Genomic DNA, 20,097 nt, shown 5'->3' with positions numbered 1-20,097 from the left:
GCAACTCCTGTAAAAAACCGTAGGTAAGAGGTTTCGTGCAATCAATCCGGGCGCCGGCCCTTGAGGGACAGGCGCATGGGCAGCGTCAGCGACGCCGGAGGTTTCTGGGTGGCGCGAGGCGCACGGATCAGCGCCAGCATCTGCGCGTCGGTGTCGGCATCTCCGCTGGACTTGGCCACCAGCGCCTTCGTCACCTGGCCGTCGGCGCCCAGCCACAGGTCGATCTGTATCGCAAAGGCCTTCTTGCGCAGCTCCGGGTCTTCGCGCATCAGCCGTTGATAGGTACCGGCCAGGTATTGCTTGTACGTGCCGGTCCCCAGCCCGCCGCCGCCACTGCCGGCCATGCCGCCGCCCTTGCCGGCGCCGATGTTGAAGCCGTCGTTACCGGACTGCGCGTCGCCGTCGATCTGCATCGGGTTGGCCAGGTCTTCATTCGGTGAAGGCGGTGCTTCCTCGGCCGGCTTGATCTCTTCGGGTTCGGGGCTGGGCACCGGTTCCGGGACTTTCTCTTCAACCTGGGGCTCGGGCTCCTTGGGTTTTTCCGGGGGTGGTGGCGGCGGTGGCGGCAACGGAATAATCGTCGGCACCTTCGGCGCTTCACGGCGTACGCCACTCATGTCATTGGCCCACTGCCAGAGAAACCAGGCCGCCACGGCGCCCAGCAACAGGCCGGCGCCCCACTTCAACGGGCGCAACGGCGGTTTGTTCTTCACCGGCAATGGCGCGATCGGGATCTGTGCGGTCATCACTCAGCCCTGGCTCGGTTTGCCGGTGACCAGCCCGACCTGGGACAGCTCCAGCCGGCGCAGCAGGTCGAGCACCTCGATGACTTTCTGGTACTGCACCATCGCATCGCCGCGCACGATCACCGGGAAGTCCGGGTTCAGCGCTTTCTCGATGCGCAGGCGTTCTTCCAGTTCGCCGAGGGTCACCGGGTACGCGTCGAGGAACACCTGGCCGCCGTCATTCACGGAGATGGCCTTGGTCTTGGCCTCCGACAGCGACACCGAGGCGCTGGCCTTGGGCAGGTGGATCTGGATCCCCGAGACTTGGGCGGTGGCGGTGAGGATAAACATCACCAGCACCACCATCAGCACGTCCACCAGGGGCGTGATGTTGATGCTGTCGACGGCGGCATCATCGTCATCGTCGTGGGAGGCATTTACGGAAGCCATGGCGATTCTCCTCAGGCCGGAACCGATGCGTGATGGTCGCGGCGGTGCGCGGTTTCACTGTGCTGGCTCTCGCCGTGCATCTCCGCCAGGCGGGTGATGAACTCGTCGACGAACACGCGCATGTCGGCGCTGACTTCCTTGTTGCGCGTGATCAGGCGGTTGTAGCCAAACAACGCGGGGATCGCGACGAACAGGCCCATGGCCGTGGCCAGCAACGCCGCCGCCATGCCCGGAGCGATGGCGTTGATGTTCACGTCGCCGGCCATGGCCGTGCCGAGGAACACCACCATGATCCCCAGCACCGTACCGAGCAGGCCGATATACGGGCCGCCGGCGATGGCGTTGGACAGGGTCGACAATTTGGAACTCAGGGCCTGGTTCTCACGGGTGCGCACGCCGTCCATGGAGCAGCGGATCGCTTCGATGGTCGCCGCCGACACCGACGAAGTGTCGGCGCCCTGGGCACGGCGGGTACGGATCTCCTTGACCGCCACCAGGTACAGGCGCCACAGCGAAGAGTGGCTCAGGCGCTCAGCCAACTGCGCATCGTCGGCATACATCTCCAGGCGCGTGCCGATCTGGGCGAAGTGCTCGCGGAACACTTCGTTGGCACTGCTGAGGCGGCTGACCTGACGGTTCTTGCGCAGCATGATGACCCACGACTGGAACATCATCGCCACCAGCACCAGGATGATCACCCAGGCGTCCACCGGCACGGCGTTGAGCAAAAAGCCCAGGCTGCCGAAACCGAAACCGGACTGTTCTTCATCCACGCCGTAGGCCACCAGTTTTGACTCGGCGCCCTGGGCACTCGCATCGGCCAGCAACAGTGCGGCCGGGCGCGCCACCTTGGACAGGCGCAACTCATCCATGGCCCCGGCGAACGGCAGGTGCGCGCTGCCGGCTTCCGGCAGGTCGGCGCCGACCGCCAGCTGCGTGTTGAACCCAGGCATGGCCACGGCGAGCGTGGCGCTTTCACGGCCATTCACATACAGCGTGACCTTGTCGCCCTCGGCGGTGAACGCCAGGTGCTGCCATTGGCCTGGGTTCAGCGGTTGGGTCGACACCGCGCGCTGGCCGTCGATCTCCACAAACGGCGAGCCCTGGTTCAGGCCCAGCAACAGGCTGTGGGCACCGTCACGCCGGGCCAGCACGATTTGCTCGCCACTGGCCTGGTCCAGGCGCAGCCAGGCGCTGAACGTGAAGGCAGCGCCGGCGGCGTGTTGCAGCGACGGGCTGGCCGGCAACAGCAGCGGCTGGCCGCCGAACTGCAAGGCACGGCCGATCACGCCGTCGATGCTCGCGCCGGTGGCGTTCAACGCGGTGTTGGCGTAGGCCGTGGTGTCCCGTGGCGGCGTCGCGTTGGCGCCATCGAAGTGATAGAGCGCGATGTAATTCGGATCGAACGTCAGTTGACCATTGGCGGTGGCCGGGGCCTTCTGGTTGCCGTAGTACATCCAGAAGTCCTGGCGCTGGCCGCCTTCGACCTTGGGCACATCGACCCAGATCAACGCCATGCCCATCAACGGGTCGAAGCTTTCGATCTGGTGATTGAACACGGTCTTGTCATCGGCACTCACAAAGCGCAGGTCGGCGCCGTCGTCCTTGACCCCGTCAAAGGTGAAGTTGCCGGTGTGCAGGCGCACCAGCAACGCGGTGCGGCCCAGGGCCTGGCTGATCGCGGCGCCTTGGGCGGTGGTGTCCACCGAAATCTGTTTGCGGTAGTGCCAATCGTCCTGCCACCAGGCATGGGCAGTGGCCGGGAGCGCGAAGCCCAGGCAGATCAACAGGCTCAGGAATAGGCGTTGCATGGGTGAAGTCTCCGGAAGAAAAAGTCAGAAAGTCGCCTGCACACTGAAGTGCAGTCGCGAGTCCTGTTTCTGGGTGTTCGGTCCATCGAGCAGCGGGTAACCCCAATCCAGGCTGCCGGACAACCACTTGCTCAAACTGGCGCGGGTGCCCAGGCCGACACTGGCCAGGCTGTATTCGTCTTCCTGCTCGGGCAGCGGGTCGTGCAGGCGCATGCGCGCGCCTTCGGCGAACGCATAGAAGCGCCACTCCTGCACATAACTGCCGAGGAACTTGGCCACGGACGGCGTGCGCAGTTCCTGGGAGAGCAAATAGCCCTCGTCCCCGGTGCGCTCGGCCGCCAGATAGCCGCGCACCGAGGTGGCGCCGCCGGCGGAATACTGCTCGTTGGACACCAGCGGCCCGGAGGCCAGCTGGAAAGCGCCCTTGGAGGCCGACTGCCAATCGTTGGCGAAGGTGTAGGTGTAATTCAGGTCGCCCTTGAGCACGGCAAAACTGGCACTGGCCTTGTAGCGCTTGTAATCGAATTCTTCGGCGTCGCTGCCGTAACCAAAGAATGCACGGGTGCCGACCACCAGGTTCAAGCCCAGCCCCAGCTGGGATTGCTCGGTGTAGCGATAGCCGTTGTAGCCCAGGGTGAACGGCGCGTACTTGAGCGGCACCTGGTCGCTGCTGGCGCCGAACTTCATCTGCTCGTCAAAATCCTTGAAGTCCACACCGAACGAAAACGAATTGGCCCAGTTGCCCGCCGCCGGCAAGCTGTAGATGGCGGACACGCCGTAGGAATGGCCCTTGCCCAACACGTTGCTGCCGCCGATGGTGGCGATGTTGCTGTCGGACTGGTAACCGGAGAACTGCAAGGTCCAGCGTTCGTTCAGCGGCGCACTGTAGGAGCCCGACCAGACCTTGGCATTCTCGGTGTCCTGGGGCGCGGTGAAGTAGGTCAGGGAAATGCTGTGGCCCAGTTGCCAGAGGTTGTCGTAGCCCAGGGTGGCAACCGAGCGCAGCTTTTCGGTGTCGGCGCTGTAGTCGTTGTTCAGGCCGAGGCTGGCGTGCCAGGGGTTCTGGTCTTCGACCTGCAGATCCACATCCATGGTGCCGGGGCGCTGGCCTTCGCGGACCAGTGGCGTGACCTGCCGGCCGGCACTGCGGTTGAGCCCGGCCAGTTGGGTTTGCACCGTGGTGAAATCCGGCACCGCGCCTTCCTTGAGCCCCGGCACTTCCTCGCGAATCTCCACCGGCGAATAGTGCTTGGCGCCGACCACACGCACGCGGCCGACCTTGGTTTCGCTGACCTGCAGATAGACGATACCGTCATCGACCTTCTGTTCCGGCAGCTCGACAAACACCGACTGGTAGCCACGCGCCTGGTAGATCTTCTGCAACGCATCGCGCGCGCCTTCGATATCGTCCAGGGTCTTTTGCGGGCCGAGAAACGGGTACACCGCCTCCTCGATCGTCGCCGCATCGAGCACGGTATTGCCGCGCACGAAGTACTCGTTGACGTCCACCTTGCGCGCCGGGGCCTCACCGCCCTCCTCGGCCCACACCGGTTGCGCCAGGACGCCCAGCGTCAGGCAGCACAACGCCAGCGTTGATTTGAACAGATGCTCCACACCGCCCCCTAACTGTCTAAGATTTTGCACCGTCGCCGATTGCACGGCGTCTGGCCTGCTCAATTGCTGCTGGTCGAAAGATGGCTGTGTCGCGCCAGCCAGGTGTGCAGCAAGGCGAAGTTCAGGGAGAACTCCGGCATGTGCAGCAAGGCGCCACAGAACACTTCACCGATGATGGTCTGGATCAACTGCACGGCCTGCGGGTTGTTCAACAGGCTGGCGATGTCGCGCTGCAAAGCGTGGATGCTCCACACCTTCTGGTTCAGCTCCAGGCCGACGAACCAGCGGAACAGCAGGTTGTAGTTCAGTTGCTCGTGCAGCTGCTGTTCGCTGGGCACCGAATACAGCAGTTGCAGCAGCAGGATCTGCACCACGGTCTGCGGCGCGATCGACATGCCCGGCGCGGCCTGGAGCAGGTCGCGATGCTGCTCGAGCACCTCGTCGATCTGCGGGCGCAACAACACCAGCGAATGTCCCGCCGGGATGTAGCTGGACACTTCCTTCAAGGCGCCCTGCCAGTCGTCCTGGGAGACGATCCACACCCAAGGCGCGCCGTAGCGGTACACCGAAACCGGCTTCTTGCGCGCAGCCTCGACGATCTTCGACAGGCGCTGGTCAAGCTCCTGCATGCCTACTTTCGAGTAACGTTCCATAGTTCCCATTGCCCCACTCCTGGCGTCCCGCTGACGGCTGGGGAGGCGGCTCGTGGCGGCCTCCAGCGCGTTACATAGGCAAGACGGAAGTGGCGATGAGCTACCGAACTTTTGTCATGAAAGCTTCATTTTGGATTGTGAGGGGGGCAATTTTTCCGGGGGCTGCAATGGCGGCCCTAGAGCTGAGCGAGTTGTGCCCGGTGTACTCGGTTGGAAATGTGGGAAGTTGCCCGGCTGTAGATCTCGTGGGCACCGCTAATCCCCTGTGGGAGATGTCGAGCTTCAGCGAGGCTTCGATGGCGGCGGCACAGTTGATAGAGGGGCTGGCTGACCCACCGCTATCGGGAGCAAGCCCCCTCCCACATTTGAGCTCGGTTGGCAGGTGGGAGGTTGCCCGGCTGTAGATCTCGTGGGCACCGCTGATCCCCTGTGGGAGATGTCGAGTTTTAGCGAGGCTTCGATGACGGCGGCACAGTTGATAGAGGGGCTGGCTGACCCACCGCTATCGGGAGCAAGCCCCCTCCCACAGTTTTGACCGAATCACACCCCACAACACCGGTCGATTATCAGGTCGCCGCCCCTCTGATCCGCCAAAAAAATGGGGCGATCACTGATCGCCCCGAACGGTACATCGAGAGGTCCTTCTGAAGTTCTACAAACTGATCTGCTTACGCTCCTCATCCGTCAACCGCGCCCGCGCCTGTTCACTCAGCGGCCCCGCGCCCAACACCTGCACCGGACTGTCGGGGTTGTAGCCCGAGGTTTTGCGAGGTTCCGGTTCACGCGGCAACGGCTCGGTGCCCAGGCTCAGCACCTCCACGGTCATGATCGACGGCCGGCCCTGTTTGGCCGCCGCCTGCTGGCTGCGCGCCGCGTCTTCTGCGGCCTGGGACGCCGCCGCTCCCGCCGCGCTGGCCGAGCTCATGGCCCCGGTGTTGACGGTGGCCGACACCGGCACCCCGGACGACTTGCCCTGGGTCTGGATGTTCGCCGCGTTCACCACCCGCAGGGCGGCGATGTTGACGTTACCCGATACCCGAATGCCCGCCTCCCCCGCATCGATGGTGCCCATCGGCGCGATCAGGTCGATATCCCCCGCCGGCACTTCCGGGATCGGGTTCAGCGTGGCGATCCCCGCACCGGTGCTCGGCACCGACGGCGACAGGCTCACGTTGCCCCAGTTGTCATAGACGCGCTTGGGCGGGGTGTACACCACGGTGGTCTTGGAGCCGCGCCCGGCGTTGATGTCGCCCTGGGCGGTCCAGGCCATGATCGAGCCGCCGAAGGTGGTCATGATGCGGCTCTGGCCGAGCAGGATGCTGCCCAGGGAGTACAGCTGGATATCTCCCGAACCCTGGGTGATCAGACCCGCTGTCGACGGCGGTGCCGCGCCTTCGATGCCGAAGGTCTGGCTGCCGCCTGGGGTGAGCATCTGGATCGAGCCACCGGCATTGGTGTGTACGCCCGAGCCGTTGAACAGCGTGATGTCGCCTTGGTAGGTGATCGCGTTACCGGCCACGTCCTTGTCCGGGAACAGCGCCGCAATCGCCGCGCGACCACGCAGGTAACTGCCCTGGCGCACGCTGCCGTCCTGGTTGTACTCGCGGCCGGCGGCCTTGAGTTCGGCGAAGTACACGTCGCGGGCAAATATCCGTTGCTGCTCGGCGGGCAGCGCCGCGTAGTAGGCGCGGGCCTGCTCGCTGTCGCCGACAAAACCGAAGCGCTCGGCGAGCCAGGTAACCAGTTCGTTTTCGTACGTCTTGGCGACCTTGGCCCCCTGCAACGACTCGCCCGCTTGTGCCTGGTTGACAGGGTTCAGGTAGCGCTCGACAAAACGCTGGTAATCCGGCCCGTTGGCACCGACACCGGCCTGCATCACAATGCTCGCGCCGGGGCGGCTATCGCCTGGCAATACCCCGCCCAGGCTGGTCACGCTGTACTCGCCCGCAGGTCCCGTCATCAGGATATTGCGGCCTGCCGACACATCCAGCAGGCCAGGCCCGGCCACCTCGAAGTTGCTGTAGAGAATGTCGCGACCGGCCGACACGATGGAGATATCGTTGGCGTTTTTGTGCAGGAACAGATTATTGCTCGAAGGCGCGTCCGTCCTGTCCACACCAAAACTACGCCCACTGCTGACGATATCCCGCCCGGCCATCATCCGGACCGGGCCATTCCCTTCATACCAGGTCTCGCCCTCATGCAGGGATCCAGGGTCACTGCTGAACGTGATTATCCGACCACTGCTCACCCCGACCAGGTCCCCGTCTATCGCATAAAAACGCGCCGGCTCAGCGCTGCCAGCGGATGACGCGGCTGCCGTGCCGGAACCGAACGCCAACAGCGACAGACTGACCAGGCTACCCGTGGGCGGCAGGTTGCTGACCACGACAGCATTGCCAATACGGGCCTGGTACGCAGGGTTCCAAGGGGTTGCCATCGCACTCGGCGCCGCCCCGGACTGGCTCACGGCCATGCCACCGGCGTAGATCGAGCCCTGGGCGAGGAACTGCAACTGGCCGGCCGGCCCGGGAGCCAACATCAGGGGGTCTGTGTAGTTGAGGTCAGAGTTCTCCTGCGCACGGGCCGCTTTACCGTAATACAGACTGCCGCCGGCCGCCGTTGCCCTGACGATTGACGGGTAGGCCACGGCCAGGTCAGCCGGCGTGTCGGGCAGGCTGACGGGGGTCAGGTTACCGCCCAAGGAAAACAGATCAATAGCCGTGTCCTTGGTCCACAGGGTAAACCAACTGCTGCCGGTGCCGAGGGTGGTGCCTTGTGCAAAAGGCGAAGAATGGCTAACCGGCACCCGGCCCGGGTCTTCGACGGTTTTCACCACCTGGTCACCCAGGGTCTGCACGTTGAACGTGGCGTCACCCGGCACCAGGGTCAGCCCACCGCGCGCCACGCCACGGGTCGAGACCAGCGGGTCGAAGGCACGGGTCTCGCCCGGGCTCTGTTCGGTAGAGGTTGCCCCGTACAGCAAATCGACGCTGCCCACACTGGCGCTGCGCAACTGCACATCACCACGAAGATTGACCAGCATGCCGTCACGATGGTCCGCATTGGCAACGACAACACTGGCAGGGTTCATGCTGCCACCGATGCGCACCCGCAGATCGCCCCCACCGGTCACTTGCAGGCTGCCATCGCTGGCGACCCTGCCCGTGCTGCCCACTGCCAGGACCAGGCCTTGGCTATGGGGGTTTACGGCATCGTTGCCGAAGCCATAACCCAGGGTGTTCAAGACCCCGGCGTCGCCGCCGACATTGACAGCCAGATCGCCACCGCCCAGGGTGCCGAAGCCGGTGAAACCGAGCATTTTGTCCGCGCCTGCAGCCGCTGCGGTGTAACTGCCGAAATTGATCCACCACGCGCTCGGTTGAGCCTGGCCACCCGTCGCCACATCGCTGCTGCCCTGGCGCCATAGCCAGTTGCCGATTGCCGCCGAATCGAACCCGAGATCCTTGGGGTTGGGTCGCCCGATGTTGCTCTGGGCGATGCTGGTGATATCACCGGTCAAGTCACCCCCGGTATTAATCGTCAGATTGCCCCCGGCCTCTGGATACCAGGCCCGGTACAAGCTCGTGGACGAGCCGTTGACGAACTGTTCGAACAGGCTGCCAGGATCACCCAGCACGGTGGCCCCCTGCTTCGCCTTGGGCTGATTGTAGGGGTCGCCCTGGAAGGTGCCGGCAGAAGACGTACCGGCGGTGTACACCCCATACAACGAGTCCATGCTCAGGTTGCCCGCGCTCAGCAACTCCAGATCGCCGGTCCCGGTGCGGATCACGCTCAAGCGCGTGCTTGCCGGTGCAGCGGCGTATTCCTGCGGGTTTTTCATCTGGCAATACGTGGGGCTCGCGCACAGTTGCTCCACGGTAATTTGACTGAAACTGAACGCCAGCGCCTCGGTGACCTCGTCCCCCGCCTTTACGATGATGCCCTTCCTCGCGAATCGAGCGACTGCCGCCGGAGTGAATATGTAAGCACCCGTGGTCTTGCAGAATTGCGGGGATGCACCGCAGAAATCATCGATTGAGCCCTTATTGAGGCCGTCGAGCACACGCTGGTCGATCGGATCACCGGCCTTGACGGTCACCCCGACGCCCGCCAGGTACGTGACCCCGGCAGCCGTCCAGGTTTCCACGCCACGGGGTGGTAATGCCTTGGCGAACATGCCGTAGTGAGTGTCCGCCAGATGCAGGTCGCCGCTGCGCGGGTGCGCTTGCAGGATGCGACTGTCCGCAGCCTCGGTATCGGCGCCCGCGACCAGGCGCAGCGACCACGACTGGGTGCCTTCGGCAAGCATCGGCGAGATCGCCCAAAGCTGCCCGGCCGCACCGGCGCGCAACGCCACCGACTGGACCCCGGCAGGCAACTTGACATCCGTGCCGGCAGGGATCAACGCACCTTTGGGCAAGGCCTTGAGACCATCGAGCAGCACAATGTTAGTGGTCAGGCCTGCCTGGTCCACACTTGGCAGCGGTACGCCCTTTGGCCAGGTCATGCCTTGCAGCAGGGTACCCTCGGTCAACAGCGTACCGGCGCCCAGTTGCGTACCCGCCACCAGGGTCTGCGCCTCGCCGAGCAAGGTACCGGCGGCAAACAACAGAGTGCCGCCGGCATCGCGCACATCGGCGGCGACGACGCTGCCCGCAGGCAATACCAGGTCCTGGCCCAACGTCGCGGCCACTGGCAAACGCGTATTGGCGGCGACGGTCAGGCCCTTGATCGGCAGGTCATAGTTAAGGGTCGCGCCGGCCGGGAAGGCGGTGCCGTCGGCCAGGGTCACGCCGTTGCCAGGCACCACCACCGTGCCGCCACGGTAGTCGATACCCGGCAACAGCACCCAGCCCTTGTCATCGGCAGACGCCGGCGGCGGTGCGAAGCCGTCGTTGATGCTGCCATAGATATTCAGGTCACCCCCGGCGCGCAGGGTCAGGCTGCCGGATTCACCCGAGCCGTAGACGGCATTATCCTGCTGGCTATGGGGGTTGAGGCTGGCGTAACGGTAGCGGGACAGGTCCACGTCGCCCTGCACGACCAGGTCGCCGTCCGCCGTCTTGCTGACGATTTCCACGCCAGGGCGCAGGTGGAAAGCATCGGCGTAAGTGGCGTTGTTCAATCCGGCGAGTTTGTTTTGCAGCAGGTTGCTGTTCTGCAACGCAGCCTTGATAAAGGCGTCGCTCAAGGCGTGCTTGCCATCCAGGTAACCCTGGGTGATTTCCTGATACGGCTTGCCGCTGGCGGTAGGGTCGGTTTTTTCCGGGGCGTCGTCGTAGGTGATCATGCCGTTGAGCGCAATCGAACGCGCGCCTTGGATAGTCAACTGCCCACGGGCGTCGATGGCGATGTCATTGCCGCCCACTCGCGGCGCGTTGAGTTCCAGCGTACCGCGGCTGCGCCCGTCATTGCCGGTCGCAGCAGTACCGTGACGCAGGTCGATACGTGCCCCCTCGGCGAGGGTCAGTTGGCCGTCACCGGAGCCAAGCACCACCATGGCGCGGTTGGGCGAGTCGATGATCTTGCCGTAGCTGTCCACCCGCAGTTTGCTGCCATGGGCGTCGAGCACCGCCGTGCCGTCGAGGGTCAGGCCGTGCTTGCCAGCCAGGTTGATGCTGCCGACCCGCTCACCGCTGGCGTCCACCAGGCCGTTCACGCGCAGGCTGCCGTTATCCATGGACACGCTGATGGTGCCGGCCTTGAGCCCGTTGCCGATGGTCAAGTCACCCTGCTTGAGCTGGAAGCTGCGGGCACCGAAGACCCCGCCCTGGTTGAGGCGCTGGTTAAGGTCGGCGAACTGCTGGTCCAGGGAACCGCTGCCGCCCAGGTGCTGGGCCTGGAGTTCCACGGTAGCGGCCTGGTAGGGCATCGAGGTGCCACCAGCCGCGTAATAACCGCTGCTGCTGCCAAGGATCCTGCCTTGCAGGTCGACGGTCCCGGCCGCCGCATCCGTGGCCACGGCCCGCAATTTACCCGCCTGGTTGTGCTGGGCCGACAGGTCGATGGTCGAGCCCGCCGCCTGGCGGATATTACCGCTGCGGCTGTCCAGCAACACATCGCCGCCCCAGCCGTACTGGGTCACATCGTTGAAGGCAATGGCGCGGCCGGCTACGTCGATCAAGGCGTCATCGGTCAAGACCACATCGCCCCTGGCGCTGAGGCTGACCTTGCCGCTGGGCAACACCACCGCAGCGGCCACGCGAATGCTGTCGCCTTGCAGGGACAGCTCGGCCCCCTGGCCGTTGGCCGTGCCACGGGGGCCGGCCGACGCGCCGATATCAATCGCACCGCCGGCTTTGATCGTGTTCACCGAGCCGGCCTCACCGGTCATCAGCGGTGTACGGATCGTCAGGTTGCCGCCGCTGTACTGGAAGCCGTTGACCGGGTCATACGCGCCCTGACGCTGGTACACCGACAGGCTGCCCTTGTGGTTGGCGGTGATGCGTTCGCTGGCGTTGAGGTTGACGTTGGCGAACCCCAAGGCCAGGCGGTCGAAACGCTTCACCTTGCTCGTCTGGCCGAACTCGCCATAGCCGAATTCGATACGCTCGGCGTTGATGTCCAGGCGTCCACTGCCGGTGCCCGCGCCGCCCGTCACCACCGCGCCAGGGGCGTTGGTGGCGCCCAGCCAGATCAGGTTGGCGGTGTGGATCGTCGCCACATCGTTGGCCGCCCCGGCGCCATACATCGCCGGGGTGGATAGCATCAGGTTGTTCAGCAGTGATTTGCCGGTGACGGGGTCATAGGTGTCCAGGGACGTGGTGCCGTAGAAATTGAAACTGTCACGGGCGGACAGTTGCAGGGTTTCCAGGGCCGGCGCGCCGAATTGCGTGTCACCGCGCAGCAGGCGGTCGAGCAGCGCCTGGGTCAGGGTCAGGCCGGCCGGCACGCGGTTTCCGGCAGCGGCGAGGGCTTCGGCGCTGCCCAGGTTGATGGTGCTGACACCCAGGTTGAGGTGACGCGTGCCATAGCGCACCTGGTCGCCCAGTTGGAAGGTACCGTTGGTCAGCGCCACGATGCTGCCATCGGAATACAGGCCGGTCTGGCCGCTGCACGTGCCGCCGTCGCAGGCGCCTATGTTAATCCCGCCGCTGACGCCGTCTGGCGACGGCGCACTGACCACATTGAGCAGCCCGTTGGACACCGCCAGCATGTTGGCAACCCGATAGATAAACCCGTCACGTGCGTCGTAACTGGCCTTGCCGCGGCCCAGGGTGTTGATCGAGGCGCCCTGCTCCACCACGATTGCGCCGGTGTCGCTCACCAGAAAGACTTCAGGGGCCGCCAGTGTTGCCCCTTCGCGCAGCGTCACCGTGCTGTTGGCACCATTCGCGCCGGATGCCAGGTTGATAAAGTTCCCGGACTGGCCGTACTCCACCACCGTCATACCGCCCACCACCAGCCGCGATGCACCCAAGGCATTGAGGGTGTCGGCCTTGAGCGTAATGCCGGCGAAGTCTGCAGTGGCGGACTTGCCCGCGCCGACCACTTCGATACCCTGCCGGGTTGGATCCAGCACTGCCACCGTACCGCCGTAGCCGCCTGGGGCGGCATCGAAACGGCCGATGCCCTCGAACGAGAAGGCATCCGCACCCGCACCAGGGCGCAGCGACAGTTTCAAGGTTTTGGCGTCGGCTTCCAGCATCGGCCGGGGCACGCCGATCCGGGCTGCATCGGCCCTGGCAAACTGGGCGTAGCTGGTTTCGTTGTATTGGGAATAACGGCGCAGGGTATCGGCCGAGGTCAGGATCAATTGGCTGGCGACGCTGTTGCTGATCCCCGTGTGGGCAATCGACAGCTGCCCCGAGGTGGCCCACGAGCCATTGCGCATCAGCGTGGTCGCACCATCGCCGCCAAGCCCGGCCAGCCCATTGATTTCGACGCGGAAGGCCCCCGGCATCAGGGCGTAGGTCGACGGCATCAGGGTGTAGGTGCCCGCCGGTAACCCCGGCACACCAGCGCCGATGGTGATCTGCTGGCCGATCAACGGCGCCACGGCACCGCCCTCCGCCGCCACCGGCGCCGCGCCTGGCTGTACCCCGGGCACAATCGCATAGATCGGGTTAGTGGACAGGCCCGGCAGCACAAACCCGCCGTTGGCGCCGAACTGCACCAGCGGGTTGTAGCGCGCATCGGTGGAACCGCCGCGCCCGGAAATGAAGCCGGCGCCCAGCAGTTCGCCACCGCCGGAGAGGTCGAGCGTGGCATCCGGCTGCACGGCGACGGTGGTACCGCCCAGAATGACGCCGACGCTCAAGTCGCTGTTCAGGTTGGCCACCCCGCCCTGGCCGATAAACGTGACCTTTTGACCGTTGTAGCGGTACTCCTGGCCATCCAGCGTGCCGCCATAGGGCAGCACCAGCCCCTTGCCACTGACCGAGGTGATACTGCCCGGCAACAGTTGCACCAGGTTACTGCCCATGCTGCCGATATCGATCAGCCCCAGCGGCGCCCGCACCACACCGCCCTGGCGAACCGTGGCTGCGCCCAGTTGCAGGCGGCCGAACGCCGAATAGGGAATGGCGGCGTCGGCCGTGCCGGTACGGCCAATGGTCAACGTACGCAACGGGTCGAACAGGATATCGTTGATACCTGCCTCACCCAGGTAGCCCGCGATCACCCGCGCGCCGACCTGTGTGCCGGGGTACAACTGCGCCGCGCGCAAGGTCATGTCGCCCTGGGTCAGCAATTGGGTGCTGATACCCAGGGCGACCCCGTTCTCATTGGCCCCTGCCAGAAACCGCAGGTCACCCTCGCTGGTCAGGTTGACCTGGTCAAAGCCACGCCGTTCCATATCCAGCAGGCTGCCATCCGCCTGACGCAGGCTACCCTTGACGCCAAACAACACACTGTCGCGCACATCGATCAGGTTAGCGCGGGCGTTGAACTGAGCGGCGGTTTCACGCTGGGACGGGACAGGCAGCACAATCGCCGGACGCACATACCCGTCCCGGCCTGGCGTGTTGACGCCAGCCAGCAATAGATACGGTGCAGCCAGGTTGACCCGGGTGTTGTCAGCGGCATTTTCACTGAGGCCGAAGGCCGTACCGAACAGCCGCAGACTCTGGCCCAGCGTCAGCGAAACATCGCCATCGGCACTGATGAGCCCGTTGCTCATCAAAGCCAGGTTGTCAAAACCGCCCGCGCTGACTTGGTCCACTCCCAGACGCCCATGGCCGTACTCCAGGCTGCCGGCAGCCTCCTGCGGCGTACCCGCCAGGTCGTGGCGCTGGTGCGTCTGGCTGATCAGCAATTCACGGCCTTTGAGCACCGGATCAACCACGGTATTAAGCGTGTAGAGCGGACTGTCCAATGCGACCGCGAGACTGCCGCCCGCAGCGCCGGCGCCACCCGCCCTGGCGACAAAGCTGCCGTCCAGGTACAGGCCGTTATTGGACGCCAGGCTGATACTGCCGCCATTGCTGGCCTGGCGCACCATGCCCTGCCCTAGAATATTCAGCAGGGCCTCGGTGCCGGAGGCGTCCAGGCGCGCACCTTCACGCACCACCACAAACACGTCACTGGCCGTGGCCACCCCGGTCTGCAGATCGAGCGTGCCGCCGATAGTGATGGTACCGCCGTCGCGGACCAGGCCATACGCGCGGCCAAGGTTGTCAACCGCCGTGGCAGCACGCGCTGCGACATCGATCAGCGCATGTTCGCCAACCCAGATGGAGCGACCATGGCCAGCCGCATTCACATCCTCGGCAGACCCAGCCTTGATGCCCCCCAGGGTCACGCTGCCACCCCAGGCGTTCAGCGTGCCGTCCATGTTCAATTGGCCAACGCTGCGCAGGCTGATGGCCTGGCCGGGATCGACATTGATGACCGCGCCCTGGCCCACCGTCAGGGCAGCGGTTGCCAGTTGTTCGGCGGTGGAGTCGACGTAGCCCGCGTTCAGGCTCAAGCCGGCGCCACGGCGCTGGGTCAGCAGGCTCTTGGTCGGATCTTCCTGATAGAGCATGGGCGTCCAGCGCTCCAACGCACTGGCCGGGTCGCTGCCGGTGGCGATCGACGACGCCTGTGCGCCCAACCGATACACCGGGACCGTGACATCGACTTGGGTACCGTCGGTGACGATCAACCCCTCGTTGCCGGTGATGTCGTAGGCGGAAAAACCTTTATTGAAGAAGTCAGCGGCCAGTTTCAGGGTGTCGGCATCCGCCGCAAGGGGGCTGTCGCCGATCTGCACCTTGCGCGCCTGCAACGCCAGGGTGCCGCCGCCGGTGACGCCATAGCCGCGCACCTCGCCGCCCAGCCCCAGGGCGCCGAGTGCGCCCAGGGTCACGTTGCCGCCCTTGCCGCCGGTGAGCCGGCCATCCACGCCGAGGGTGCCGCCGGAAGAGGCGTCCACCACGCTGCCGGCCATCAGGTGCACGTTGCCCGTGCTGCGCAGCGACACATTGCCACCGTTCACATAGGCCACGCCGGTGCTGTTGGCCGCGTCCAGCAGCAGGTTATTCCAGCGCCCGCTGGCATCCAGCTTGACCCCGGCGGCGACCGTCACACTGCCGTCGCCCGGCAGGATCGTGTCCTCGACAGCGCCGTCCTTGGTCGGATCGACCTGGCTGAGGATGTTCCCGGCCTGGAGGCTGCCACCGTGGGCCGTCAGGTTGGCATTGATGGTGACGCCTGGCCCGAGCAGGGTGATAGCACCACCGTCCGCCACGTTGAGTGCACCGTTGACGCTGACCTGCTGGTTGGCGGCGACCTTGATTGCGCCCAACTGGAAACCGTTGAGCTGGTCACTGTCGAGCACGATCTGGCCTTGGCGATCCGCTGGCAGCGCCGTTGTGAGGTCCAGGCCATCGGCGATTTTCTGTGTATTGCTGTCGATCAGCACCTGCTCGGTGCTGCCGGTCAGCGCATAGCGCAGGGTGCCGGTGGTCTTGTTGTAGACCGGCGTGTAGCCGCCAATGATCAACTGCGCGCGCTGGGCCATGGCCTTCTGCGACTGCTGGTAACCGTCAAGGTTGATGTTCGGCGCCTGGGTCTGGCGATCGCCCTGGAACACATCGCTGACCACCTGGCCTTCCAGCACCGCACTGGTGGTGCCGACCACCAGCTTGCCGGCATCGCGGCCCACGGTATAACCGTTCTCGTAACGGCGCTGCTTGGCGAGCATCGGGTTGTAGTAGAAATCGGTCTGGCCCCAGCGCTTGCTGGTGTCTTCGTAACCCTTATAGAGCCCGGAATAGAGAATGTCGCCGGGCGCGTTGGACAGCTCATACAAACGCCCGTCCGGGCCCTTGAGCCAGGTCTGCTGGATATACCCGGCCTGCACATCCACGGTGCCGCCCGACAGGTTGATCTGCGCACCCTTTTGAGTCACCACGTCCTGGCCGGTAAAGGTCACGGTACCGCCCTGGGCCATCCACTCACCCACCGAGTGGCCCTGGGTGCCGAGGTAACCGCCAACCTCCAGCAAGCCGCCGGCGGTGTACCAGCGGTCCGTGGCATAGCCGTTGGTACCGGCCGGCACAAACACCAGTTCGCGCAGGTCGACCCACACATCGTTGTTGATCAGCTTCCCGTCTTCACGGTTGACCGGTGCGTCGCGTTGCTCGTTGCCCTGTACGTTGATCTTGATGTTGTTGGCTTCCATCGACACCTTGACGCCCACCGCGCCGGACACGTCGATCATCGCCCCATCGCGCACCAGGCTGCGCCCGCCCGCGCTGACCGCGACCTGGCCACCGGTCGCCAGGGTGATCGAGCCTTTCTGGAAGTCCACGGTGCCGCCGCTGACGATCTCGATACGCGACTGGTCGGTACGATCGGCCACGGCGCTCAAGTGGTTGAATTGCTCGGTGATCAGGTTGGCGGGCTTGCCATCGAGCGAAGTCAGGCCATTGTTTTTCTGGGAATTGAGGGCGCTGCTGCCGCTGGCGTCCAGCAGGATCGCGGTGGTGCTGCCCTCGCCCAGGGTGACGCTGCCGGTGGTGTCACTGGCCGCGTTGAGCAAGTGGAGGGTGCCGCGCGTATCCACCGAGGTACTGGTCAGGGCCACACCGTTTTGCTGGACCTGGTGGCCGGTCAGGGTGATGTCGCCGGTGGAGGCCATGATCAGGCCGCTGTTGGTGACCTTGCCCGCAGTGCTGTCGGCGTTGAGGGCCGTCGCGACTTCATTGCCACGGGTAGTAGAGCGCTCGTTGCCGGCGGTGCCGACGCCTTTGCGGATATAGAAGCTGTCGCCGGCCGCCAGGGTCGTCTGGCCTTTGGCAGTGATGAGCGTACCGGCGTTTTCAACCTCGGTGCCGAGCAGCAAGGCATAGCCGCCGGCATCGGTGGACGTGGCGGCGTTGTGGGTCTGGATCAGGGCGCCGCGTTGCACCTCGACCTTGCCTGCCGCGTCGGTGAAGGTCGGTTGCGTACCGGTGGTATCGACGTAGAGGCCACGCTGGGTGAACTGCTCATCGGTAATGTTCGCCGCCGCTGCCACCAGGTTGCGCACATTGACCTGGCTGGTGCCGCTGAACACCACGCCGTTACGGTTCATGATCATCACCGTGCCGGCGCCGTTGATCTGGCCCTGGATCTCGCTGGGCCGGGCATCGGGGTCGTTGACGCGGTTGAGCACGGCCCAGTTGGATTGCTGCTGGAAGTCCACCGTGGTGTTGCGCCCGACGTTGAAGGTCTCCCAGTTGAGGATCGCCTTGTCGGCGGTCTGCTCGATGCTCACCGTGGTCTTGCCGCCGGCCTGGGTCTGGCTCGGAGCCTTGGCGTTGGTCCAGCCCTGGGTCAGGCTGTTGTCCACCTGCAAGCCGCCCTTGCCCAAGCCATCGGGAATCGTCGACACCTGGCCGAACGCAGCCTGGCGCCCCGCCGCTTGCGCGGCCTGTTGCGCGGCAATCGCCGCGACACTGGTATTCAGCGTGCTGATGGAGCGTGCCAACTGCTGGTTGACCCGTGCCTGCTGGTTCAGCGTCGGAACGCCCGGCACTTGCCCGGCACTGAGCCGTGCCGCCGTCGCCGCCTGGGTCGCGCCCTTGTCGGCAAACCAACTGGAACTGAACGCCGTAGCCGCATGGGCGTTGCCCGCCACCATCAACAGGGCGATGGCCTGGGCCAGTGGCTTGAGGCGCAGGATCGTCTCTTGGGCTTTCAGGTTAACCGGTGATTTGCAGCGGACCATCGGGGATCTTCCTTCTTTGTTATCACGCAGGGAGCAAGGCACGCTCACGTATGAGGGTTAGGCGGTTGGCGAGGGGCGCGACTGAACTTCTGTCATGCAAAGTTCACATACGGCTGCTAATGCAAAAAATCAGCAACGGCACAGGCCGTTGCTGATCAGGTGTTGCGGGTCGTTGAACGCTTGGGTTACAGCGGACGACCAATGCCGTTGCAGACGCTGGTGTTGCCGATGCCTTGCGCGCTGGAAACGGTAGCGAAGGTGTCGGTGATCGCTTGTTTCCAGTTGCTTGGCAGTGGTACGAAGCGGTTGGCGCTGATGGCAGCGTCGTTGTTATCAACGCTGTCGTAGTGACGCAGGAAGAAGTCTTGCACTTGAGTGGTTTGATTAGCGTCGGCGTAGCACTGGCTGAAGATCACGTTGGTGAAGCCCAGGATCGGGTAGCCGGTAGTTGGGTAAGCAAAGGTAGCTGAGCCGCTCGCGGTGGCAGCAAATACTGGGACCCAGTTGTCTTGGTTGGTGGCGTCGATGAACGTGCCATTAGGGCGGGCTTGGGTTGGAGCAAGGATCTGACCGATAGCGGCCGACACGTTGGCAGGCGCAGGCGAAACACCGGCAACCTTGGCGACTTTGGTGGCGTCATCCAGACCGGCCAAAGTAGTCGCGGCGTAATCCGGGCTCATGTAGGTGATACCACCGTCCGTAGCGTTCAGCGCAGTCATCACGCCTTGGCTGCCGGTCGCGGCCACGGAACCGGCCGGCACGCTATTGGCCACGTTGCCGTAGCTCGACGAGAAGGTGGTGGTGATGGCGAACGTTTTGGCTTCGCTGCACTTGGCGTTCAGGAAGCGGGTGAAGAGTTCAGTGGTACCGCTGGATTCACTGCGGTAAACAACTTTGATCACACCTGTGCGGCCGGAACCGGTGATCTGGTTCCAGTTGGTCAGGCGACCCGAGAACACGCCGCACAGCTGGTTAACGCTCAGGTTAACCGCCGCGGTGCCGGCCTTGTTGAACGGAATGGCAACCGACGTGGCAACCGATGGCACCTGGATCAATTTGCCCCAGGCCGCTTGGTGGTCATTTTTGTATGCCAGCAGCTCGGCCGCCGACAGTTTGGAGTCGCTGCCAGCCCAGTGCACGTTCTTGGTGCCAGTGCCGAACTGGCTATAGTCGTTGTTCAGGAACGCCAACTTACCTTTGCCGCTGCCCACACCGATGTAAGGGGCGAAGCCAGCGGTCAGGACGCCGGCGGTCTGGTACAGCGGCTGTGGCAGAGTCGCGCCACCGCCGTTTACGTCAGCGAATGCAGCCTGTGCCGAGCACAGTGCAGCGAGGGTCATGGATACCGCGAGAACGTTGCGCTTAAACATGAAGAATCTCCTTTCGTCGTGTTTGTACGTTGGGGTAGATGGCTCTTGCATGACGCCATGGCTTCGGTCCCGAGCCGTGTCTCGGGGGTGGCGAGGGGTGAGGCCATGGGTAGGAAATTTCGCAGTTTCCGATGACAGCAAAAGGAAAAAACCTCGGGAGGAAGGGCTTGATTTTTAAAAAGATTCTCGGGTGTTTTGCTCATGATTGTGAGCGGTTTGGCGGCAGGTGACAGCGAGGTTTCAGCGTGGGTTTCGCCAAGGCGGCGCGGGCTGTGGCGCAGGGCCTGGATGTGACGGAATGAGGAACCCGAGGTCGGGAGCCGGCGATATCGG

The 20,097-nt window shown here is 64.4% G+C and carries 7 protein-coding genes; all 7 read right to left on the bottom strand.

The features are described from left to right. Positions 1 to 41: 41 nt before the first annotated feature. The 7 genes from NIBR502773_RS27475 to NIBR502773_RS27445 all read right to left on the bottom strand — a co-directional run bounded on the left by NIBR502773_RS27475 (position 42) and on the right by NIBR502773_RS27445 (position 19,764). Positions 42 to 746 carry an energy transducer TonB gene (locus tag NIBR502773_RS27475; protein WP_115488585.1) on the bottom strand — a complete coding sequence of 235 codons (705 nt, stop codon included), beginning with the start codon at positions 744 to 746 and terminating at the stop codon, positions 42 to 44. A 3-nt stretch (positions 747 to 749) separates the two neighbouring features. Then, positions 750 to 1,175, bottom strand: a complete 426-nt coding sequence (locus tag NIBR502773_RS27470) for a biopolymer transporter ExbD (RefSeq protein WP_010211136.1) — start codon at positions 1,173 to 1,175, stop codon at positions 750 to 752. 11 nt (positions 1,176 to 1,186) lie between these two features. Then, a complete protein-coding gene (locus NIBR502773_RS27465) occupies positions 1,187 to 2,986 on the bottom strand; it encodes a DUF2341 domain-containing protein (protein WP_141157434.1) in 1,800 nt (599 codons plus the stop codon). Between the two features lie 24 nt (positions 2,987 to 3,010). Further along, complete coding sequence (locus tag NIBR502773_RS27460) at positions 3,011 to 4,600, bottom strand: ShlB/FhaC/HecB family hemolysin secretion/activation protein (RefSeq protein WP_115488583.1); 1,590 nt, start codon at positions 4,598 to 4,600, stop codon at positions 3,011 to 3,013. 59 nt (positions 4,601 to 4,659) lie between these two features. Further along, positions 4,660 to 5,253, bottom strand: coding sequence for a transposase (locus NIBR502773_RS27455; protein WP_065926276.1), 594 nt, complete (start codon positions 5,251 to 5,253; stop codon positions 4,660 to 4,662). A gap of 652 nt (positions 5,254 to 5,905) precedes the next feature. Further along, positions 5,906 to 18,394 carry a filamentous hemagglutinin family protein gene (locus NIBR502773_RS27450; protein WP_141157433.1) on the bottom strand — a complete coding sequence of 4,163 codons (12,489 nt, stop codon included), beginning with the start codon at positions 18,392 to 18,394 and terminating at the stop codon, positions 5,906 to 5,908. 185 nt (positions 18,395 to 18,579) lie between these two features. Beyond that, positions 18,580 to 19,764: a substrate-binding domain-containing protein gene (locus tag NIBR502773_RS27445; RefSeq protein WP_141157432.1), complete on the bottom strand. Its 1,185-nt coding sequence runs from the start codon at positions 19,762 to 19,764 to the stop codon at positions 18,580 to 18,582. Positions 19,765 to 20,097 lie beyond the last annotated feature (333 nt).

Origin of the sequence: Pseudomonas sp. NIBRBAC000502773 (genome assembly GCF_006517195.1) — a bacterium.
GTDB lineage: Bacteria > Pseudomonadota > Gammaproteobacteria > Pseudomonadales > Pseudomonadaceae > Aquipseudomonas > Aquipseudomonas marginalis.
This window is presented reverse-complemented; position numbering and strand designations above follow the sequence as displayed.

Coding starts and splice junctions, on each gene's coding strand:
- NIBR502773_RS27475 (WP_115488585.1), bottom strand. CDS start 746: ATGACCGCACAGATCCCGATCGCGCCATTGCCGGTGAAGAACAAACCG.
- NIBR502773_RS27450 (WP_141157433.1), bottom strand. CDS start 18,394: ATGGTCCGCTGCAAATCACCGGTTAACCTGAAAGCCCAAGAGACGATC.
- NIBR502773_RS27470 (WP_010211136.1), bottom strand. CDS start 1,175: ATGGCTTCCGTAAATGCCTCCCACGACGATGACGATGATGCCGCCGTC.
- NIBR502773_RS27445 (WP_141157432.1), bottom strand. CDS start 19,764: ATGTTTAAGCGCAACGTTCTCGCGGTATCCATGACCCTCGCTGCACTG.
- NIBR502773_RS27455 (WP_065926276.1), bottom strand. CDS start 5,253: ATGGAACGTTACTCGAAAGTAGGCATGCAGGAGCTTGACCAGCGCCTG.
- NIBR502773_RS27465 (WP_141157434.1), bottom strand. CDS start 2,986: ATGCAACGCCTATTCCTGAGCCTGTTGATCTGCCTGGGCTTCGCGCTC.